The following is a 19,733-nucleotide window of genomic DNA, read 5'->3' on the forward strand; positions in this document are numbered from 1 at the left end:
TACGCTTTCAATTAGTTGGGTAAATTCTATAACATTATTATATTAGGTAGGGCAGCTTTTGTATAATAGTTAAAAATGATGTGTATATCATTTTTACAGATTGCTTTTCAAATGGTTACTAGCCATTTAAATAACTAACAAAAGGAATTTATTTATTGCTTAGGAAACTATAAAATTTGAGTGCTGTGGATAACTTAGTTACTGGGACAGCCACGTCCAGCTCCAGCGCCCAGCGACTAGCGAGACTTCCCTCACCTCCGTACGATAAGTCAACATCGACTCCCTGCGGTCGCCGTGTTTCCTTTATCTCCTTCGTAAGAATGTTCGACAAGCCGAACCACCCCACAGTACGGGGCGCAGTCCGTATGTCGCTAACCGGGCGCTTGCGCTTTAGTTCTTGGCACTCGCATTAGTGATATAGTTTTCACTCAGGTCAACAGCAAATTCCTTCCGTAAAAACGAAATTATATTAGTTGTTACATCCTCAACTATGAAACGGCCTTTTTCAGCTGTACTAGATTTTCCAGTATAAAGAGATCCAGAAGCTGGTATTAAATCTTTTGAAGCAGGAAATCGCTGATAGGTTGGTGGGCTATCTATTCCATCATCTGTAATCAAATCTTCATGAACAAGGTCAGGAGTGAAGTACATCATCATGGATGTTTCTGTAATAGCAGCATGTTCCATTCCCCATCCTTTAAATTCTACTTCATCAAAAATTGTTGGCATAAGTTCTGGTGATATATTATCCCACCAATTTGATAAAAGGATTTTAGGGAAGTCCTCTTTTTGATTTCTTAATAAAAGATCACAAGCTTCTGCTAAAAAGGCATCATTTTCATAATGGCCGCTCATAATTAATATCTTTTTCCAGCCATCAGCAATAAATTCTTTCAATACATCATAAAGCAGGGAGGTTAAAGTAGAGCCGTTTAAGTCAACTGTACCAGGAAATAAGGGGCCACCACCACTTGCTGGCTGTGACTTGTAGCCGTAAGTAATTGTTGGTGCAATAACTGCTTTTACTTTTTCTGCAATAGACTCACTGTATTTTTCCGATATGATACAATCAACACCTAATGGCAGATGAGGGCCATGTTGTTCCGTAGATCCAACTGGTAAAATAAGAATATAATCCTCCACTTTAGATTGATATTCCTGCCATGTCATGTTTTTTGCAAAAAGTTGACTCATTTGAATCATCCTCTCTATTTATTATTTTTATGTTCAACTAGAAATCTCAACAACTTCTGTTTCCCTTGGAGTCTGATGGCGATCATCTATTCCCAATAATTTATAAATGTTTTTCATCACATAAACCAATCCAATTCCAAGCAGTATTCCATTAAGCGGTGGAAGTCCTATCTCAAAAACAGAAGTTAAATATGCACCTAATGTAGCCAGTACATAAGCAATTAAATTCGAAGATCGAACTATTTTAAATTTCATTTCTTCAATTCTTGGCATTGACTTTCTCCAGTTAAATAGATAATCACCGATAATCAAACCACCAAGAGATGGAACAAAAATACCTAAAAACGTTAAGAATGAAATGAACACCTCATAGATTCCGGTTACAGCCATAATGGTAGCGATGATAAGTCCTCCAATTACAAAAGGAACTTTATTCGGTTTATTGAAAAATTCAGCACCAGCAACGCCGAAGGAATAGGCTGCAGTCGTGTTCGTTGTCCAAATATTAAAGATTAATATGAACATGGCCCATACAATAATTCCCATTTGTAATAAAACATTAACCATATCATCTTCTTGCATAACTAATCCACCTAGCATACCGGAAATAGCCATTACAACATTTCCTATTAAGAAGGCTAAAAATCCCACTGAAAATGCTGTTTTGGGAGTTTTGGCAAAACGAGCCCAGTTAGGAGCCTGCGTTCCTCCGGAGATGAAAGCGCCTATAATTATTGTAATAGCTGCAGCAAAAGTTATCGTGGTAGTAGGTTCGATTGCAAAAAGTTCACGAACACCTCCAACAGTTTCTATGCTAATTTGAGGAATCTTGTAAGCTAAAAAGAGAAATGGTGGAATGGATAAGTAAGCTACTATTTCCATTCCTTTCGTTCCCCAGATGGCAAAAGCGCCCATGAAGAGTGACCAAAATATGGTTACCGGAACAAAATAAGCTTCCCAACCGAGAGCTGCGGTAAATACTTTTCCCATATAGGCAGCCTGAAAGGCATACCAGAAGACCTGTGTCCCGCCCAAAATGATACTTGTCCACTTTGAACCAAATTTCCCTAGTGTGTATCGAGCCAAAAGGATCGTATTTAAACCTGTTTTTGCTGAAATCCAACATAATACACCAACATAGGTTGAGAGAATTAAGTTCCCTATCAATAATACTGTAATTAAATCACCAAGTGGCATAGACGTTCCGAGATTTGCTCCAGCTGCCATCGTTGTAACGATGAACGTAAATCCAAGTAGAACAGCAAAAATGGGTACCCAGCCTTTTCTTGCATTTTTCGGCACATGGGTTAACGTATAATCAACATCAACATATTCCTTTGATACTTTCTGGCTCAATATTAACACACCCTTCACAATATGATTGGCTTGTTCCATGAATCCTGTTTAAATATTTTTGGAATTGTAATCGTATTTGATTACAAATACACATAAAACGACCTTTAATATATAGCTCAAGTCAAAGGTCTTCGACACGATGGAATGCGCGCTGTTATAGAGTGTCGTTCCCTGAATTGTTTTTTTCCGTTAAAGGTTATTCTGTCATTCTTAGCCTCCTTTTCCAACTAATAGTGAGGTAAACCATGTATTCCTCCTTTCATGGGCTTTTTATTTAAAAAAAGACTATTAATTGTGGATGAAATAATCAAGTAAGGATGTCACACACAATCAAACAGCCATTTTTATTACACATTAACGGTCTGGTCTGTAATACCCCCAGCCTCTAAACGAGAGGGAAACAATATGTGTGGAGATGGGGGAGGACATTGTGTCATACCCTTGTGGTGCCAACATTCAGTGGGAGAGGAAGGGAATCACCCAACTGAATAAAGTTTACTTTATTGCAGGATATTTCATGTTAAAAATAATATAAATCGTGTAATAGCTTGATCAATAACAGACTCCCTTTTTTGTAAAAATACAACTAAGGCACTTACTAAAACTTAACAAATGTAAAGGTTAATTCAGAATAATTAAAAAATAATTGATGTTAGGCTATATTATAAAGTGAAAGTGCCATCAAGTATAATAACTAAAAAAGATAGCACCTATCGCTAATAATGAATATGAATAAAAGGAAACGAGGGGGCACTTATTGGAGATGGATTCTTCCTATAATAAGACTTTTTCTCATAGGTTATTTAGTTGACGTTTTCCACTTAACTCTCCGATTATCTTCCTTTAAAGTGCACGACTCAGGTGCAGGTCAAGAAGCCTTCCTCTCTTTTATGGATTTCTTGACAACCTTTTTTGGAATCGCAGCTACTATAGCTAGTAAAGCCAGTAAAGCAAAAATAACATTTGTCAGCAATCCCATACTTGCAGCTAAGTCCATATTTACAGACTGTTCAATAACACTATAAACAGTAACAGATATCGCTAATCCGAATGAGTTTCCAAGGGTACTAGACATTTTATAAATACCTGCTGCCTCTCCTGCCTTTGCCTCCGGAACATTGTCTACTGCTGTATCTGTAGATGGTGTTGCGTAAAGGCCAAGTCCAATCCCATACATGGTAAAGCCAATAAAAACAATTATGGAGTAAATGGAATTTGGTAAGATTGTTAAGGTCATTAACATAATTCCAACTATTACTAAAAGGCAAGCTAAGACCATTGGCTTTCTTGGACCACTTCGTTGTAATACTTTTTCACCGATACGAATCGTCACTAATGTAGCAACTAAATAGCCAACAGATAGTAACCCAGATTGAAAAGAACTGTATCCTCTTGCCATTTGGACATAGGTATTCGCAACAATAAGTGCTCCTGCTACAGCACTTATTAAAAAGTTTGACACAGTAGCCCCAGTAAAATATTTATTTTCAAATAAAGAAAGATCGATAAATCCATTAGATTTTCCTTTTACAACTTTTATAAATATCCAACCACCTATGATAGTGACAGCCATCAACGTTAAAGAAATCGGACTTGTCCATCCGAAGCCATCTCCGTGTGTAATGACAACATTTAAAGCGACCATCACTAGGAGAAAAATAACAAAGCCAGTAAAATCAAATTTTGATGAATTGCTTTGTTCTGCCTTACTCTCTGGTACATTTTTAATCAAAAGCATGGATACCAAAGTAAAAATGATGGAAAAAATAAAGATCCAACGCCATCCCAAATACGTAGCAATTAAACCGGCAGCAAATGAACAAACACCTATGCCACCCCAAGATCCAAAAGACCAGTAACTCAAAGCTCTTTGTCGATTAGGACCGGCAAAATAGGCCTTTATCAAAGCAATCGTCGCAGGCAAAATACATGCAGCTGAGAACCCTTGAACCACACGCCCAATAATTAAGAGAACCGCCTCCTGTGCAAACACAAGACAAAGTGAACCAATTATATTTAGTAATAACCCAATATTTGCAATCCTCTTTCGCCCAATTCGATCAGAAATTCCTCCAGCTGCTACAATAAACATGCCTGAAAATAAGCCGGATAAACTAATTGCTGTATTCAAAAGTCCCATTGAAATTCCCATATCTAACTGAACTTCCGGCATTACATTTATTAATGATTGTGAGAAAAGCCAATAAGTCAGAACCCCAAACACAATCCCCGTCAACATTCTGTTATTACCTTTATAGCTTGTTTCCATGGTAAAACTCTCCTTTTTGGAATGCATGAACTCAAGTAAAATATTCTCATCCTGTTTGAATGCGCTTTCACAAAGGTCGTTTACCGAGCTGACTTTTTATCCACCGAAGATTCATCCAGCATCACTTCGCCACCTTTTACATCGGAAAGTGAAATGTTGGTCGTTTCGGTTGTGTTGAATAGTGCGATCAATGCAATGATTGCGCCTGCCATCAAATAAAAAGCAGGGGCGAAGTTGTTACCAGTGGCAGCGATTAGAAAGGTTGCGATATAGGGTGCCGTCCCACCAAAAAGTGCATTTCCAGTATTAAAAGATAATGCAAATCCACTGTACCGGACTTCTGTTGGGAACATTTCAGATAAAAATGTTGCTAATACACCATCATTGCAGGCAAGAATAGCACCTAAAATAATTAATGACAATATGGTGTAAATACCTCCCATAGACATTAAATAAAAAATCGAATACGTAAATAATATAAAGAAGATACAAGCAGTTATTAAGACTGGTTTTCTGCCAACTCTATCGGTTAGGCTACCAACAATTGGTAAGAAGAAGATGTATGTGAGCAAAGTAACGATCGTCGTTAACGTGCTTTGCAAATGATCGAAACCCAAGGCTGTTGTAAGGTAGGTTGGCATGTAGGATAATATGATATAGAAGCCAACAGCGTTTAGAGAGATGACACCCATAGCAATTAATATTTTTTTAAAGTTCTTTTGAATTCCTTCGATAATACCAAGCTGTTTAATCTCCAGTTTTTCTTTCTTTTCTATCATTTCGTTATAAACAGGTGAGTCTTCCATTTTCAAGCGAATATATAAGCCAATTAATCCTAATGGCAAGGACATTAAAAAAGGGATTCTCCAGCCCCAGCTGTATAAAGCTTGGGTATTCAAGCTGAACTCCAAAATGGCAGCAACACCGGCTCCTAAAAGCATTCCTACTGCAGTACTTGCTGGTATCATACTAACCATTAGTCCTCTTTTTTTCGCTGGTGCATGCTCAGCAATCATGAGGGCAGCACCTGCATATTCTCCTGAAGCAGAAAAACCTTGTATGATACGACATAACAATAATAAAACAGGGGCGAACACACCGATAGTTTCATAGTTTGGAATAATCCCGATTGTAAAAGTTGCTAGTGACATCATACACATGGTTAGAATTAATACTTTTCTTCTTCCAATCCGGTCACCGTAATATCCCCAGACTACACCACCAATTGGTCTAACAATGAAGGATAATGCAAATATTGCGAATGTGTTGAGTAAAGCTGCAGATTCATTTCCAGGTGCAAAGAAAACAGAAGCAATGATTGTAGCTAAATAACCATATGTGGCATAGTCAAACCACTCAATCATATTTCCATAGGCAGAGCCACCTATGATTTTTTTCAACCCTGTTTGTTTGTTTTTTTCTATTATTGCAGATGCCATCTTTTCAACTCCTTACTTTTACTTTAAAAAAGTTAAGAATTTACCCGTAACTCAAATTTCTGTTAAGGAAAGTATGATCTCTTTTCTGTTGATTAATTTAGAATTATTTAAACCTTGTTTAATATTAGAATTTATTATAAAATGAAAGCGTAATCATGTATAATGATTAAAAAAGATAGCTCCCATCTCTACTACTGAAGGAATAAAAATCGAGGAGGCCACTCATGGAAATTAAAGATCTGTTAATATTTCAAAGTGTTGCTCGAAATGGAAGTATCAGTAAAGCTGCAGATGAACTTTGTTATGTTCAATCGCATGTTACAGCTAGAATTAAATCATTAGAATCAAAATTAAAAACGCAATTATTCGATCGTCATAGTAGGGGAACAACATTAAATACGGAAGGGAAAAGGCTTTTAGTCTATACCGAAAAAATATTATTCTTGATCGAAAAAATGAATAAGGAATTTCAGGATTCTGCCAATCCTTCCGGCACTCTCGAGATTGGAACAGTGGAAACCATCATGAAACTGCCAATGATTTTATCTACCTATCATAGCAATCATCCAAATGTGGATTTAACTTTGAAAACCGGGGTTTCTAAAGACCTTCTTAATCAGGTATTAAAACGTGAGCTGGATGGTGCTTTTGTTACAGGATTCGGCAATCATCCTGAAATTGAAAAAATTGAGGTTTTTCAAGAAGAATTAGTTTTAATATCAGGCAGCAAAAGAATTAGCTATGACAGTTTAAAACATAAACCACTGCTTGTTTTTAATTCCGGGTGCAGTTACCGTGCGCGATTAGAAAACTGGTTATATGATGGTGGGATAGTAAATGCAAAGGTTATGGAATTCGGTACATTGGAAACCATCTTGGGAAGTGTTACAGCTGGACTGGGAATTAGTCTAGTTCCACATTCAACGGTCAGTCATTTAGAGGAGGCTGAAGTTATTCAATGTTACCCTATACCTAAAAAATATAGTGACATATCAACCGTTTTTATTAGACAGGCAGATACTTATTTAACAAGTACAATGAAAAAATTTATTGATACGATCAATCAAGTCAGTAGTGAATCTTCTCTAATAACATTGAAACCATTTTTAAATGTTTCCAATAATGAAAAGTACCCCGTATAGAATCGATACGGAATATGGGTTATAATATAGAAAGCAAAATAAATGCCAAACAAATTTCGGAGTAATAAGCTCTTATCACAATTCACTTGTATTATTATGACCTAGAGGTGTTGTTTTTGAAAAGTCAGATAGAAATAAACAAAGATAAGCAAACCACTCGAATGATGAACTATTTTATTACTGCTACGGCTGAAATAATTGAAGAAGAAGGCTTTGATCAAGTAACGATAAGGAAAATCGCTGATTTAGCTGGATATAATAGTGCAACAATATATAACTATTTTGAAGACTTATCTCATTTAATTTTCTTTGCATCTATGAGTATTGTCAAAAGGTATACAACTGCTTTGCCTGAATATCTTAAAAAAGCGACAAATCCTTTGGAAAGATATTTTGTTATTTGGGAATGCTTTTGTAAATATTCTTTTGAGTCGCCTAAAATCTATTATGCAGTATTTTCTTCTAATCTTGGAACACATCCAATTAACATGGAAAAATATTATGATTATTCACCATCAGATATCGTACAATTCTTAGAAAGTGATGATGATATTAAACTTATGCTTTTAGAACCTGATAAATCAAAAAGAACATTAATCTCACTTGATCAGTGTGTAAGGGATGGCTATATTCAAGGTGTACAAGCAGAACAGCTTGCCGAGATCCATAGTTTAATATGGCATGGAATGATAACACTTTTTATTAATAATCGGACTACTTATACAGCCAGCCAAGCAACTGAAATAACTGTTAAACATATACGCAATACTACACCTATAAATGGATATTCCATGTAATGTTGACTTCATGCACAGAAAATTTTCATTTAAGGGTAAGCCCAACTTTTGCAGTTATATAGGTGGTACCAGAAACAGGTCTGACATGATTCAGGAAACTTCGTATTGAGAAACTAGGCGGTGTGCAGAGCTGAAAGCTCAGCCCGCCACACATTTTCACCTAGTTACAATTCTCCAAAACCTAAACAGTAGCAATGCTATTTTTTAAGATAAATATTTTCCTGAACTTATTTTGTTAATACACTGGATTTATTAATTACACTGGCTGTGTATGGCTGGCCAAAGTATTCAATACTTAATTGCGTTTTATCATTTATATCCGGATTTAAAAATGCATATAATATTCCTCTTCCTTTACTGTAGTCATAACCTGCGCTGGTTACAAACCCAACTGCTTTACTTTCATGCAATACCGGCTCATGCCCCGTCATAACGATCGACGGATTATCCAGAACTAACTTTTTTAACACCAGTTTTGGTCCCCTTTTTTTACGATTAAGAAGAGATTCCTTACCAATAAAATATGATTTATTCAGATCTACTAATTGTTCAATACCTACCTCATAAGGGTCATGCTCACTCCAGTAATCCGCACCATATCTTAAAGAATGAGATTCTAGTCGAAGACCTTCCAAAGCACGGTCTCCTGCAGCAATTAACTTATTTGGACTGCCGGATTCCATGATAACATCCCATAACTGTAACCCTAGGTCTAATGTAGTGAAAAACTCCCAGCCCTCAATTCCAGCATAAGAATCGTATAGGGCGAGAACAGGAACATTTTTGACAAAAACCTCTTTAGCTTGGCCTATTTCCCAATTGATTCTATTGAATGTATGAGGGTCAACCGATTTCATAATTTCAACCGACTTAGCACCAACCACACTAAGACCACAGGTTCCTGCTGTTACATCCTGAATAAACACATGATCTGTTGCTGATAAATGTTTCTTTATCCAGTTTGCCTCGACTGCACCTGTACATAGAACAAAGAATTTTGAGTTTCCAGTACGAATTATTTTTATCTCATCTTTAACACCCGCTAGCTCGTGCAGCATTAAAGTGCTGATTACTTGTCCTACTGGAACATCAATATTGCTGGTTGTTAGAGATTGTAAAAAGTCAATTGCACCTTCACCACTAATCTCTAAACGATTTTTCGTTGATGTCACATCAAATAATCCCGCATATTGACGTGCATGCAATTGTTCCGCCTCAACTATTGGGGACCAATATTGAGCTGCCCAGCCATGGCGTTGCAGGATGGTATCTTCATAGTCTGCAACTAATGATTGATTTGCATCATACCATTGTGCTTGTTCCCAGCCTGACTTTTCGTTAAAATAAGCACCTAAGGTAGTTTGGCGCGCGTAGTATGGACTTACACGCATATTACGTGATGTTTCTGGCGGCATAAATGGGTGATGAATGGCGTAAACCTTTTCATAAGTTTCCAATGAGCGTTTTTTATAATAAGCAGGGCTTAAAGCATATGACTCAAAACGATTCATATCACACAGCTCCAGATCAAGGGTTGGTGCACCATTTACAATCCACTCAGCCATTTGTTTACCGACCCCCGCAGAGTGTGTTACCCAAACCGCTTCTGCTGTCCAAAACCCGCGTACTTTTTCTGACTCCCCTAATATAGGCATTCCATCTGGTGTAAACGAGAAGATTCCGTTTATTCCTCTTTTTACTCCAGCTTGTTTTAGTCCAGGCACTAGGTTTTGCGCATCTTGCCATGGCTTACCATAAAAATGCTCGGGTGTAAATGGCTTAATAGATGGCATTTCCTTCGTTTCTCCAAATCTCGCAATCTCATCTACCTCAACAGGCAATGTTTCATGCTGATAAGAACCAATACCTACACTGTTAAACAATTGACGGTAATACATTGCATTATCTGAATCTCTGATAATTGGAGCGGTTACTTCCTCAGATTCTCCAGCTAATTCAAGTAAATCATTTGAAAATATATACTGATGTGCAATAGGCTGAAGTGGGATAGTATGTCCTACCATTTCTCCAATTCGTGGTCCCCAAAACCCAGCACAGCAAATTACCAAGTCTGCTTCAAAATTTCCAATGCTTGTCTCTACTGCTTTGACCTGACCATCTACCACATTAATCCCAGTTACCTCAGTGTTACCATGAAAGTTGGTGCCGCAGGATTTAGAAAAATCAGTCATTATGTTTATGGCTCTCAGAGGCTTAGCAATTCCATCTGTTGGTACATGCAGTGAGCCTAAAATAGCATCTGGATTTATGAAGGAACACTTCTCCTTAGATTCCTCTGGTGAAAGAATTTGAGCTTCCATTCCCCATGATTTCCCTAATCCTGCCTTTCGTTTTAATTCATCCAGACGTTCTTGTGTATTAGCCAGCTCTAAACTGCCCACTGGATAATAAGAAGGCTGTTCTTTGTCACTTAATTTTGTAAAGGCCTCAACTGTTTGTGAAGCTAACTCCGTAAGCAATTTTGAAGAATTAAGCTGTGCCACAAGACCAGGAGCGTGAGAGGTTGATCCTCCTGTTTCGAATAGTGGCCCTTGTTCAATGACTGTTATATCTTGTTGCCCCATTTTGTTTAAGTAATATGCAGTACTGCATCCAACGACACCGGCACCTATGATCACAATCTTTTTTTGATCCATAGTCATCATCCCCATTTCTCTAGATAATAATTTAACCTATTCTTGTGTACCAAAATTTTCGATGTTCTATGTTCATATCCACTGTTGTTTTGTTAGGAGCATTAAATCTTTTAGATATATGGATTGTAATCGCTGTCAATTATGACATAGCAAATCTCAATACGTTTACAATAGTCAGTAACTCTTTTAAGATTTATGCAACATTCGTCATGTAAATAATCATGATTATTTATTAATTACGATAACACCAACATCAGCTATTGTAAATAGTATTTTTGATAATTTTACTATTTTTCCTAATGTAAAGAATATTTGATGATTATCTGTGGACGGGCTGTTAAAACTAAAGCACTTAAAAACAGCATAGAAAAATCCTCGAATAAGTTAGAGAAAAGAATCTAACTTATTCGAGGATATATGGAGATCAAGTAAACTTATGCAAGCAAGGTATACTTAGAATTAGATTTAGCATATGGTAAGAGAAGCACATAATTCTAAGAATATTATTTAAATTTTCAAAAAACATAACAGAGAGATGAGTCAATTTTTGTTCAAAAGCAAGTGGGATCCCATTTGTTTACTTAGAGGATTTTGATCCTTCCAGCCTTTCCATAAAATTCCCCATATGCTTTTCACTCCATTCATACATTGAGTCAACGATTGGCATGAGGCTTTCCCCAATTTCGGTTAGTGAATATTCTACTTTTGGGGGAGAAACAGGATGGACTTCACGATAGACGATAAGGTCTTCTTCAAGCTCTCTCAATTGACTAGCGAGCATTCTTGGCGTTATTTCAGGGATCAGGTTTTTAAGTTCGCCAAACCTTTTGGTACCTTCTTTATCAAGATACCACATGATAAGCATTTTCCATTTGCCGCTAATGATAGAGATAGTCAATTCTTTGCCCCGACTAAATTTCCTATTACTTAGCTTCCCCATTTTGTTTAATCTTCTCCTTCATAATTTTATTGTAAGCATTTTCAATATATAACAAAAATTATCCAGTTGCAATTTAAAAAAATGGAATATTCAGAAACAGGGATGCGAATTGTGTAAACTTTAAGGCTTTCATTGTCATACCTAATCATAAAGTGGATGAGTGTCCGAAAAAGAGAAAACCGTAAAGATTCGGCACTTCTAAAGTGGACGTACCAGCAAAATAATAATGGTTTTCTTTAATAGTGCAATTTTTGATACTATTACATTTAGCAAATTCTGTATAAAAAATCCCTTCTTTTTTTTTAGAAATTTGTATCTTATAATTTGGAAAAATAGCAGAAGGGTGTGATGCGGGGAGCTAAAGAAAAAGAAATTTATCTGTATCAGTGCTGGAATTGATGGATGAAGTTGGACTTGTTACACAAAATGTATTCGCTTTCATTAATGGGTTATGTAAAACAGCAAATAATTACATTAGCCCACAATACTTGACAAGAAATTTACTGCATTAGCTGTTATTAGGTATTACAGGGAATATGCAGCACCTTAGCAATTTATATGTCTATTCAATTTTTTTAATCAACGGGTTTTATAAGCGTTCAAGGACTATTTTACCCCCGCTTTTTAATTATGAGATGGGCTATAACGCGTAAAGGCGGGAAGAAGTAAGGTTTGACTTTATAAATATATAAAAGCTCATAAAGGAGGAGTAATAGATGGCTGCGAATCAAAATGTTTTAAAGAATAAAGGGGAGCTGCAACCTACGTTAAAAGGAGAATTATATACGTCCCCGGATGTTTTTGAATTGGAAAAAAAGAATATTTTCTCAGAATCATGGCTTTTTGTTGGGTATGAATATGACGTTGCAGAGCATGGACAGTACATCACAACCAGAATCAATGATGAAAATGTCCTGATTATTAGGGGGAAAGACAATGTGCTGCGTGCATTTTTAAATGTTTGCCGACACCGCGGCGCAACGCTTTGCAGTGAAGCATCTGGTACAACGAAGGCCTTGCGTTGTCCATATCATTCCTGGACTTATGGACTAAATGGCTCCTTGGCTGGGGTGCCAAATGCAAATGAATGCCGTGAACAATTAATTAACAATGATGACTATGGTTTAGAAAAGGTTAATCTCGAGGTATGGAATGGACTGATTTGGATAAACTTCTCAGAAAATCCAGAACCAGCAGAACCATTGCTGAATCAACAAATAATGGAGAGATTAGGTAACCTCGAAACATTTGGCAGATATCAAATTCCTGATCTAAGGGTTGCCCATTCTAAAACGTATGATGTAAAGGCAAACTGGAAGATTATTGTGGAAAATTTTCAGGAATGTTACCATTGTTCCTCCATTCACCCTGAATTAACAGAAGCTTTACCTGAATTTCGTTCAGGGGTTGGTACACAAAATACAGTCGGGGCAGGGGCCTCTTTTAAAGATGGGGTAGAGTATTTCTCAATAAGCGGCAAAGGCAGCAGGCCAATGCTAAAAGGCTTGCTTCCGGAGGATGACCGTTTATACTATGGCATGACAATTGTCCCGCATGTATTCATTAATTTAACGCCAGATCATGTGATCACACATCGAATTTATCCAGTAAGTGCAGATAGATCTATTGTTATTTGCGATTGGCTGTTCGACCCAGAAGAAATGGCAAAATCCGACTTTGATCCAATGGATGCAGTTGAACTATTCCATCGTGTAAATGAACAGGATTTCGCTGCTTGCAGGTGGTGTCACGAAAATATGAACTCAAAGGCATTTAAAAATGGAGGAGTTTTAGTTCCTCTAGAAAATCACGTTACCAAATTTTATAATTTCGTACTGGATTCAATTGGCATGTCATCTTCATAATATATTATTTTACTTTACTCTCCATGGAGAACTTGGGACTTTTATGGTGGCAGGACCATCTTCTGCCACCATAAAACATCAGGGAATTTCTAACTAACGTTAAGTGAAAGAAAGTTTTTATTTTATGAAAAGGAGAGGAGACATTAACTTGGCTTATGTAATTACGTCACCTTGCCAAAATGAAAAAGCAGGAGAATGCATAGAAGTTTGCCCGGTCGATTGTATAGAAGAGGGAGAAGCTATGTTTTATATCGATCCGAATATATGTATTGATTGCGGTGCCTGTCAAACAGTATGTCCAGCAGAGGCAATATATATGGAGGATGAAGTTCCAGAGGAAGAAAATGAATACATTCAATTGAATCGAAAATTCTTTGAAAAGGTAGATATATAATAGATTAGCAGGTCAATTGGAGGAGGGATTTGGTTGAAGGGAGACACAGAAATATATGATATAACAATCCTAGGTGGCGGTCCGGTAGGTTTGTTTACTGCTTTCTATGGCGGATTGCGCCAAGCTAGTGTAAAAATAATCGAAAGCCTGCCACAACTTGGTGGGCAGCTTTCCACATTGTATCCTGAAAAATATATATATGATATTGCAGGCTTTCCAAAAGTACGTGCTCAAGAATTAGTGGACAATTTGGCAGAGCAAGCAAAAATGTTCGAGCCAACAATTGCTTTAGATCAAGAAATTGTCAAACTTGAACGGCTGGAAGACCAAACCTTTAAGTTAACTTCTAATAAAGAAGTTCATTATACAAAAACCATTATTATTACAGCTGGAAATGGAGCGTTTCAACCGCGTCGATTAAACGTTGGAAAATGCGATCAATTTGAAGGTGAGAACTTGCATTATTATGTAAACGATATGAATCGATTTAAAGATCAGCATGTAATGTTGTTTGGTGGTGGAGATTCAGCGGTTGACTGGGCACTTATGCTTGAGCCAATTGCAAAAAAAGTTACTCTTGTCCATCGCCGTGACACATTTAGAGCGCATGAGCACAGTGTCCAATTATTAATGTCTTCCAGTGTTGAAATTTTAACACCATATGTCCCAACAAAAATAATTGGAGAAAAGAAAGCAGAAAAAGTATTATTGCAAGAAGTTAAAGGTGAAAAGGAAATGGAATTAGAAATTGATTCATTATTATGTAACTATGGTTTCGTATCTACACTAGGTCCAATCAAAAATTGGGGATTGCAAATTGAAAAAAACAGCATTGTTGTTAATACAAAAATGGAAACAAATATACCTGGCATCTATGCAGCAGGTGATATTACCACCTATCCAGGTAAAGTAAAATTAATCGCAGTTGGATTCGGTGAAGGCCCAACCGCAATTAATAACGCAAAAGCATATATAGATCCGAGGGTCCGCGTCCAACCACTTCATAGTACAAGCTTATTTGCTTAATTAATGAAAATGCTAACATTAAATTGCTTCATAACCAGTCCGATTAGCATAGAGTGTCATCAGCAATTTGATTAACAATCTAGTAAGAGAATTATCCCGTGTTAGCCACTTAATGAAATAATTTTGTACTTGTAGTGGAATTATTGCAGGTAAGTTAAAAATAAGGCCAAGTAGCTTACCTGCAATAAATGGATGAAATGGCAAAATAATTCTAAGCATTTGAACTGGCGATATCCGTACCCTTCCCCAAAACGGAAAATATCTATGATGATATATTAGAATGATTATTTCCAATTCGCTTATGCCCGCTTTAAGATTGCACTCCATTTTACAAAAAATTTAAAGAAGGTGAATTTAATGAGAAAGGTTACAAGTGTTTTTACAGTTTCGGTTATAATTGCTGTTCTATTTGTTATATGGGGAGGCTTTGCACCTGAAAGCCTCGCATTCATAACAAACGTAATACAAGGATTTCTTCAAACTCAATTTGGGTGGTTTTACCTTATTTCAACGAGCCTCTTTCTGATTCTTGCGATCTATCTAATATTTTCCCGGTATGGTGATATCAAGCTTGGTAAAGACGATGAAGAACCGGAGTATAATATAATCAGCTGGTTTGCTATGTTATTTAGTGCAGGAATGGGGATTGGACTTGTTTTCTGGGGAGTAGCCGAACCTGTCTCACATTATATAAATCCTCCAATCGGAGAGGGAGGAACCGATACTTCGGCCAGTCTTGCACTCCAGTATTCAACGTTTCATTGGGGATTGCATCCCTGGGGAGTTTTTACTATCATCGCTTTAGCACTAGCATATTTTAAATTCCGAAAAGATGCTCCAGGAACGATCAGTGCTACTTTCTATCCTATATTAGGAGATAAAGTAAAAGGCCCCATAGGAAAAACAATTGATATAACCGCTGTCTTTGCAACAATTTTTGGTGTGGCTACTTCTTTAGGGCTTGGCGCTATTCAAATTAACGGTGGCATATCCCAATTAAACAGCAACATTCCCAATACTTTCGCAGTTCAATTTATCATAATTGCAGTTGTCACCTTATTATTTGTAGCTTCGGCTGCTTCGGGCATTAACCGTGGTATTCAATATTTGAGTAACACCAATATTATAATAGCAGTCTTATTAATGACTTTTCTGCTCTTTGCAGGCCCAACTAATTTTTTACTTAACCTTTTCACCACTACATTAGGTTCTTATGTCCAAAACCTTCCAGAAATGAGTTTGAGATTGTCGCCATTTAATAATGATGGCAGCTCTTGGATCCAAGGATGGACCATTTTTTATTGGGGATGGTGGATTGCATGGGCGCCTTTTGTGGGAACATTTATTGCTCGTGTGTCCCGAGGAAGAACCATACGTGAATTTATTATCGGTGTACTAGCTGTTCCAACTATTTTTTCTGCATTATGGATATCAATCCTAGGCGGCTCAGGTATTTATTTAGAAGAGTTTAAGAATATTGGTTTAAGCCAAGTTATAGAACAAAATGGCTATGAAGTTGCATTGTTTTCCATGTTATCACACTTTCCATGGAGTACATTTCTGTCAGTCATCGCAATTATTTTAATTGGAACATTTTTTATCACATCAGCTGATTCAGCAACCTTTGTACTTGCGATGCAAACAACCAATGGAATGTTAAACCCTCCAAATACAATTAAAATTACTTGGGGAGTCATTCAATCAGCTATTGCTGCCATTTTATTATGGTCAGGCGGGTTAGAAGCGCTGCAAATGGCATCCATTATTGCTGCTTTCCCGTTCATATTTATTATTATTTTCATGGCAATATCACTAACGAAATCACTAAAAGAAGAACATAAAAGTACAAAGGTGAAAAAAATACAAAAAAGAAAGAATAAGGTTATCTAACATATTTGGTATCCGTACAAAAGGCTGCAAGTAACGTTATCACCATTATTGGAAGCGCTTTCAGATGAGAGCAATTATTAGTCGGTGTTTCCGGTATATATATAGAATAATATTAAGGGAATGCATAAAAGTTTTGCTGATATACTCCTCTTGAGCAAAGGTAGAAAGTTGCTTAAGGGGGAGTTTTTTTTGCGCTGAAAAGGGGAGGATAATTGGCATTTCTGCAACACCAAATACGTATTAAAAGTCCAAGCATTTTAAGTCAAGACCAATCTTGACTAATTTATGTAAGCGGTTTATGATAATGATAGTAATCGATTACTATATAAAGGAGGAAATAGATATTGTTAATTACAGATTGCATCCATCCTAAAATATTGGAAGTTTTGGCTTCTTGTGGACATGGAGATAAAATCCTAATAGCAGATGGAAATTATCCACTGAATTCTTGTACAAACGACAATACAACAAAAGTCTTTCTTGGTTTAAAACCAAATTTACCAACAGCAACGGATGTACTAAATACTTTAAATAGTACGGTAAATTTCGAGAAGGCAGAAGTAATGGATCCAGAAAAAGGTGAAGAACCTGGGATATTTAAAGAGTTTCATGATATACTGAATGTTGATGAATTGCAGAAGTTGAATCGTTACGAGTTTTATGAAGCAGCTCAGGCAAAGAATATAATTCTTGGAATTAACACAGGAGAAATTCGTACTTTTGCAAACATTCTTCTTACTGTAGGAGTAAGATAGTAACTTTTATGATTTGTAAAGGATGATTTTGGTGGAGTCTAAAAATGTCACAATGAAAGATATTGCTAAATATACTGGGGTTTCAACTGCAACTGTTTCCAGGGTACTGAATGATAACTATCCTGTAAACATTGAAACTAAAAAGAAGGTATTAAATGCAATTGAAGAATTAAATTATGAACCAAATTTAGTTGCCAAAAGTTTAAGGTCAAACAAATCAAATTTGGTTGCAATTATTGTGGCAGATATTAAAAATTCATACTATGTTAGTATAGCCAAGGAAATTGATAATCATCTTTTTAAAGAAGGATACAGCTTAATAACTTGCAGTACAGATGAATCTGTTGAGAAAGAAGAAGAAATTATTCGGTTGCTGCTCAGTCAACAAATTGATGCGATTGCAATATCTCCAAGTGATAGTGAAAAAACAAATTTAAATGAGCTTATCGAGAAAAATGTACCAATAGTATTAGTTGATAGAAAAGTAAGTAATGTGCCTATTTCGTATGTTGGAACAAATAACTTTAAAGAAGCGTACAATTTAACAGAGTACTTAATTAAAAAAGGCCATAGAAATATAGGAATTATTACTGGGAAATTAAATACCAGCACTGGTAAAGAGCGACTTGAAGGTTTTAAAAGAGCTATGAATGATCATGGTATAACCACTGAAAAGAAATGGATATTAAACGGTGATTTTGAAGAAAAGCAAGCATATGAAATATTTACCCATTTTCTAGAAAATAATAATGAATTACCGACCGCTTTGTTTAGCTGTAATAACTTAATGACAAAAGGTGCTATGTTTGCATTCAAAGAGCATAGTATTAAGATTCCAGAAGATATCTCATTAGTATCTTTTGGCGAAATGGAAAATCACGAATTTTTCGATACACAGATCACTTGTATTGAACAGGATACTAGTTATATAGGTGAAAAAGTTGCTGAAATATTATTATCACAACTAATAAACAAACAAGAATCAAAAAATGTGATTGTTGATAGTATACTCATAGAAGGAAACTCGGTAAGAGAAATCTAATTTGATTTAAAGGTTATTACTGTAACCTTTTCCAACAAAAAGTGTAAGCGGTTGCCTCCTTTGCTACAATAAAAGTCATTCTATTTTAGTAGCTAAAGGTTAAATCCAAGGTTATAGAAATCGATTACTATAACAAAGTAAAATCCATTTCAGGCAGGCTGGAAAGTTAGAATGGTTTAATATAATAGTAATCGATTACTATAAAGTGGAAAAGCATACTATACAGTTCTAGTGAGCCTTCAATATAGAAAATGATCACTTTAAGAAAAACTATTTTTAAGTAATTAAATGTTAATTATCATTTAGCAGTAATCGATTACTATAATAATTTATAACTAAAGAGGAGAATGATCATGAATATAAATATTACCGATATGCTTAGTGAAGTAATGGAGTCAGAAATTAAATCCATAATCGAAATAAAAGATAATATTGATTATGCATATGTGAAAGCAGTAGAAAAAATATTTTATTGTAAAGGAAAAATAATATTCCTTGGTGTTGGAAAATCCGGACATATAGGAAGAAAGTTAGCAGCGACATTTGCAAGTACTGGGACACCATCGTTTTTTGTTCAAGCAACAGAAGCTATTCATGGGGATCTGGGAATGATCGAAAAAAATGATGTTGTGATAGCTATTTCAAATAGTGGAGAAACAAAGGAAGTATTAAGTACACTTCCTTCTATAAAAATGATTGGTGCAAGCTTAATATCAATTACTGGAAATAACGAATCTACCTTAGCAGAAGCTAGTGATGTGGCTATAGAAGTTAATGTAAAAGGCGAAGCGGATCCACACAATCTTGCACCTACAAATAGTTCAACGGCAACATTAGTAGTTGGAGATGCTTTAGCGATTACAGTTTCACAAATGAAAGGCTTTAATAAAGAGGATTTCGGATTATTTCATCCAGGCGGAAGTTTAGGAAAACAATTAATGCAAGCAGGTTTAATCCGACAATAATA

16 protein-coding genes are annotated in these 19,733 nt (G+C 36.1%); 9 read left to right on the forward strand and 7 right to left on the reverse strand.

Going from position 1 to position 19,733, the window contains the following annotated elements; translation table 11 throughout:
- Positions 1-148: 148 nt before the first annotated feature.
- The 5 genes from NSQ77_RS13825 to NSQ77_RS13845 form a co-directional block, all read right to left on the reverse strand.
- A complete protein-coding gene (locus NSQ77_RS13825; protein WP_339226620.1) occupies positions 149-331 on the reverse strand; it encodes a hypothetical protein in 183 nt (60 codons plus the stop codon).
- Positions 332-390: 59 nt separating this feature from the next.
- Positions 391-1,194, reverse strand: coding sequence for a creatininase (locus tag NSQ77_RS13830; protein WP_339226621.1), 804 nt, complete (start codon positions 1,192-1,194; stop codon positions 391-393).
- Positions 1,195-1,227: 33 nt separating this feature from the next.
- Entirely contained in the window at positions 1,228-2,550 is a 1,323-nt protein-coding gene (codB, locus tag NSQ77_RS13835; protein WP_339226622.1) for a cytosine permease, read from the reverse strand.
- 868 nt (positions 2,551-3,418) lie between these two features.
- Positions 3,419-4,819 carry an MFS transporter gene (locus NSQ77_RS13840; protein WP_339226623.1) on the reverse strand — a complete coding sequence of 467 codons (1,401 nt, stop codon included), beginning with the start codon at positions 4,817-4,819 and terminating at the stop codon, positions 3,419-3,421.
- An 80-nt stretch (positions 4,820-4,899) separates the two neighbouring features.
- Positions 4,900-6,258 (reverse strand): MFS transporter, encoded by a 1,359-nt coding sequence (locus tag NSQ77_RS13845; RefSeq protein WP_339226624.1) that lies wholly within the window; start codon positions 6,256-6,258, stop codon positions 4,900-4,902.
- 224 nt (positions 6,259-6,482) lie between these two features.
- On the opposite strand from NSQ77_RS13845, the gene NSQ77_RS13850 reads away from it, so the two are divergent.
- Together NSQ77_RS13850 and NSQ77_RS13855 are read left to right on the forward strand one after the other, a co-directional pair.
- On the forward strand, positions 6,483-7,400 hold the full coding sequence (locus NSQ77_RS13850; RefSeq protein WP_339226625.1) for a LysR family transcriptional regulator: 918 nt from the start codon (positions 6,483-6,485) through the stop codon (positions 7,398-7,400).
- A 107-nt stretch (positions 7,401-7,507) separates the two neighbouring features.
- Positions 7,508-8,197, forward strand: coding sequence for a TetR/AcrR family transcriptional regulator (locus NSQ77_RS13855; RefSeq protein ID WP_339226626.1), 690 nt, complete (start codon positions 7,508-7,510; stop codon positions 8,195-8,197).
- 227 nt (positions 8,198-8,424) lie between these two features.
- Here the strand turns inward: NSQ77_RS13855 and NSQ77_RS13860 are convergent, their stop codons facing one another.
- Positions 8,425-10,854 carry an FAD-dependent oxidoreductase gene (locus tag NSQ77_RS13860; protein ID WP_339226627.1) on the reverse strand — a complete coding sequence of 810 codons (2,430 nt, stop codon included), beginning with the start codon at positions 10,852-10,854 and terminating at the stop codon, positions 8,425-8,427.
- Between the two features lie 577 nt (positions 10,855-11,431).
- The gene (locus tag NSQ77_RS13865; RefSeq protein ID WP_339226628.1) at positions 11,432-11,794 is read right to left on the reverse strand and encodes a helix-turn-helix domain-containing protein; all 363 of its coding nucleotides are present in this window, start codon (positions 11,792-11,794) and stop codon (positions 11,432-11,434) included.
- Positions 11,795-12,510: 716 nt separating this feature from the next.
- Between NSQ77_RS13865 and NSQ77_RS13870 the strand changes: the two genes are divergently transcribed.
- The 7 genes from NSQ77_RS13870 to NSQ77_RS13900 all read left to right on the forward strand — a co-directional run bounded on the left by NSQ77_RS13870 (position 12,511) and on the right by NSQ77_RS13900 (position 19,731).
- On the forward strand, positions 12,511-13,659 hold the full coding sequence (locus tag NSQ77_RS13870; RefSeq protein ID WP_339226629.1) for an aromatic ring-hydroxylating dioxygenase subunit alpha: 1,149 nt from the start codon (positions 12,511-12,513) through the stop codon (positions 13,657-13,659).
- 148 nt (positions 13,660-13,807) lie between these two features.
- Complete coding sequence (locus NSQ77_RS13875) at positions 13,808-14,053, forward strand: ferredoxin family protein (protein ID WP_339226630.1); 246 nt, start codon at positions 13,808-13,810, stop codon at positions 14,051-14,053.
- A gap of 33 nt (positions 14,054-14,086) precedes the next feature.
- Positions 14,087-15,079: an NAD(P)/FAD-dependent oxidoreductase gene (locus NSQ77_RS13880; protein WP_339226631.1), complete on the forward strand. Its 993-nt coding sequence runs from the start codon at positions 14,087-14,089 to the stop codon at positions 15,077-15,079.
- A 357-nt stretch (positions 15,080-15,436) separates the two neighbouring features.
- Positions 15,437-16,969 (forward strand): BCCT family transporter, encoded by a 1,533-nt coding sequence (locus NSQ77_RS13885; protein WP_339226632.1) that lies wholly within the window; start codon positions 15,437-15,439, stop codon positions 16,967-16,969.
- Positions 16,970-17,313: 344 nt separating this feature from the next.
- Positions 17,314-17,724 carry an RbsD/FucU family protein gene (locus NSQ77_RS13890; protein ID WP_339226633.1) on the forward strand — a complete coding sequence of 137 codons (411 nt, stop codon included), beginning with the start codon at positions 17,314-17,316 and terminating at the stop codon, positions 17,722-17,724.
- Between the two features lie 31 nt (positions 17,725-17,755).
- Positions 17,756-18,766, forward strand: coding sequence for a LacI family DNA-binding transcriptional regulator (locus NSQ77_RS13895; protein ID WP_339226634.1), 1,011 nt, complete (start codon positions 17,756-17,758; stop codon positions 18,764-18,766).
- Between the two features lie 353 nt (positions 18,767-19,119).
- Entirely contained in the window at positions 19,120-19,731 is a 612-nt protein-coding gene (locus tag NSQ77_RS13900) for an SIS domain-containing protein (RefSeq protein ID WP_339226635.1), read from the forward strand.
- Positions 19,732-19,733 lie beyond the last annotated feature (2 nt).

This window comes from Oceanobacillus sp. FSL K6-2867 (assembly GCF_037963145.1).
Lineage (GTDB): Bacteria > Bacillota > Bacilli > Bacillales > Amphibacillaceae > Oceanobacillus.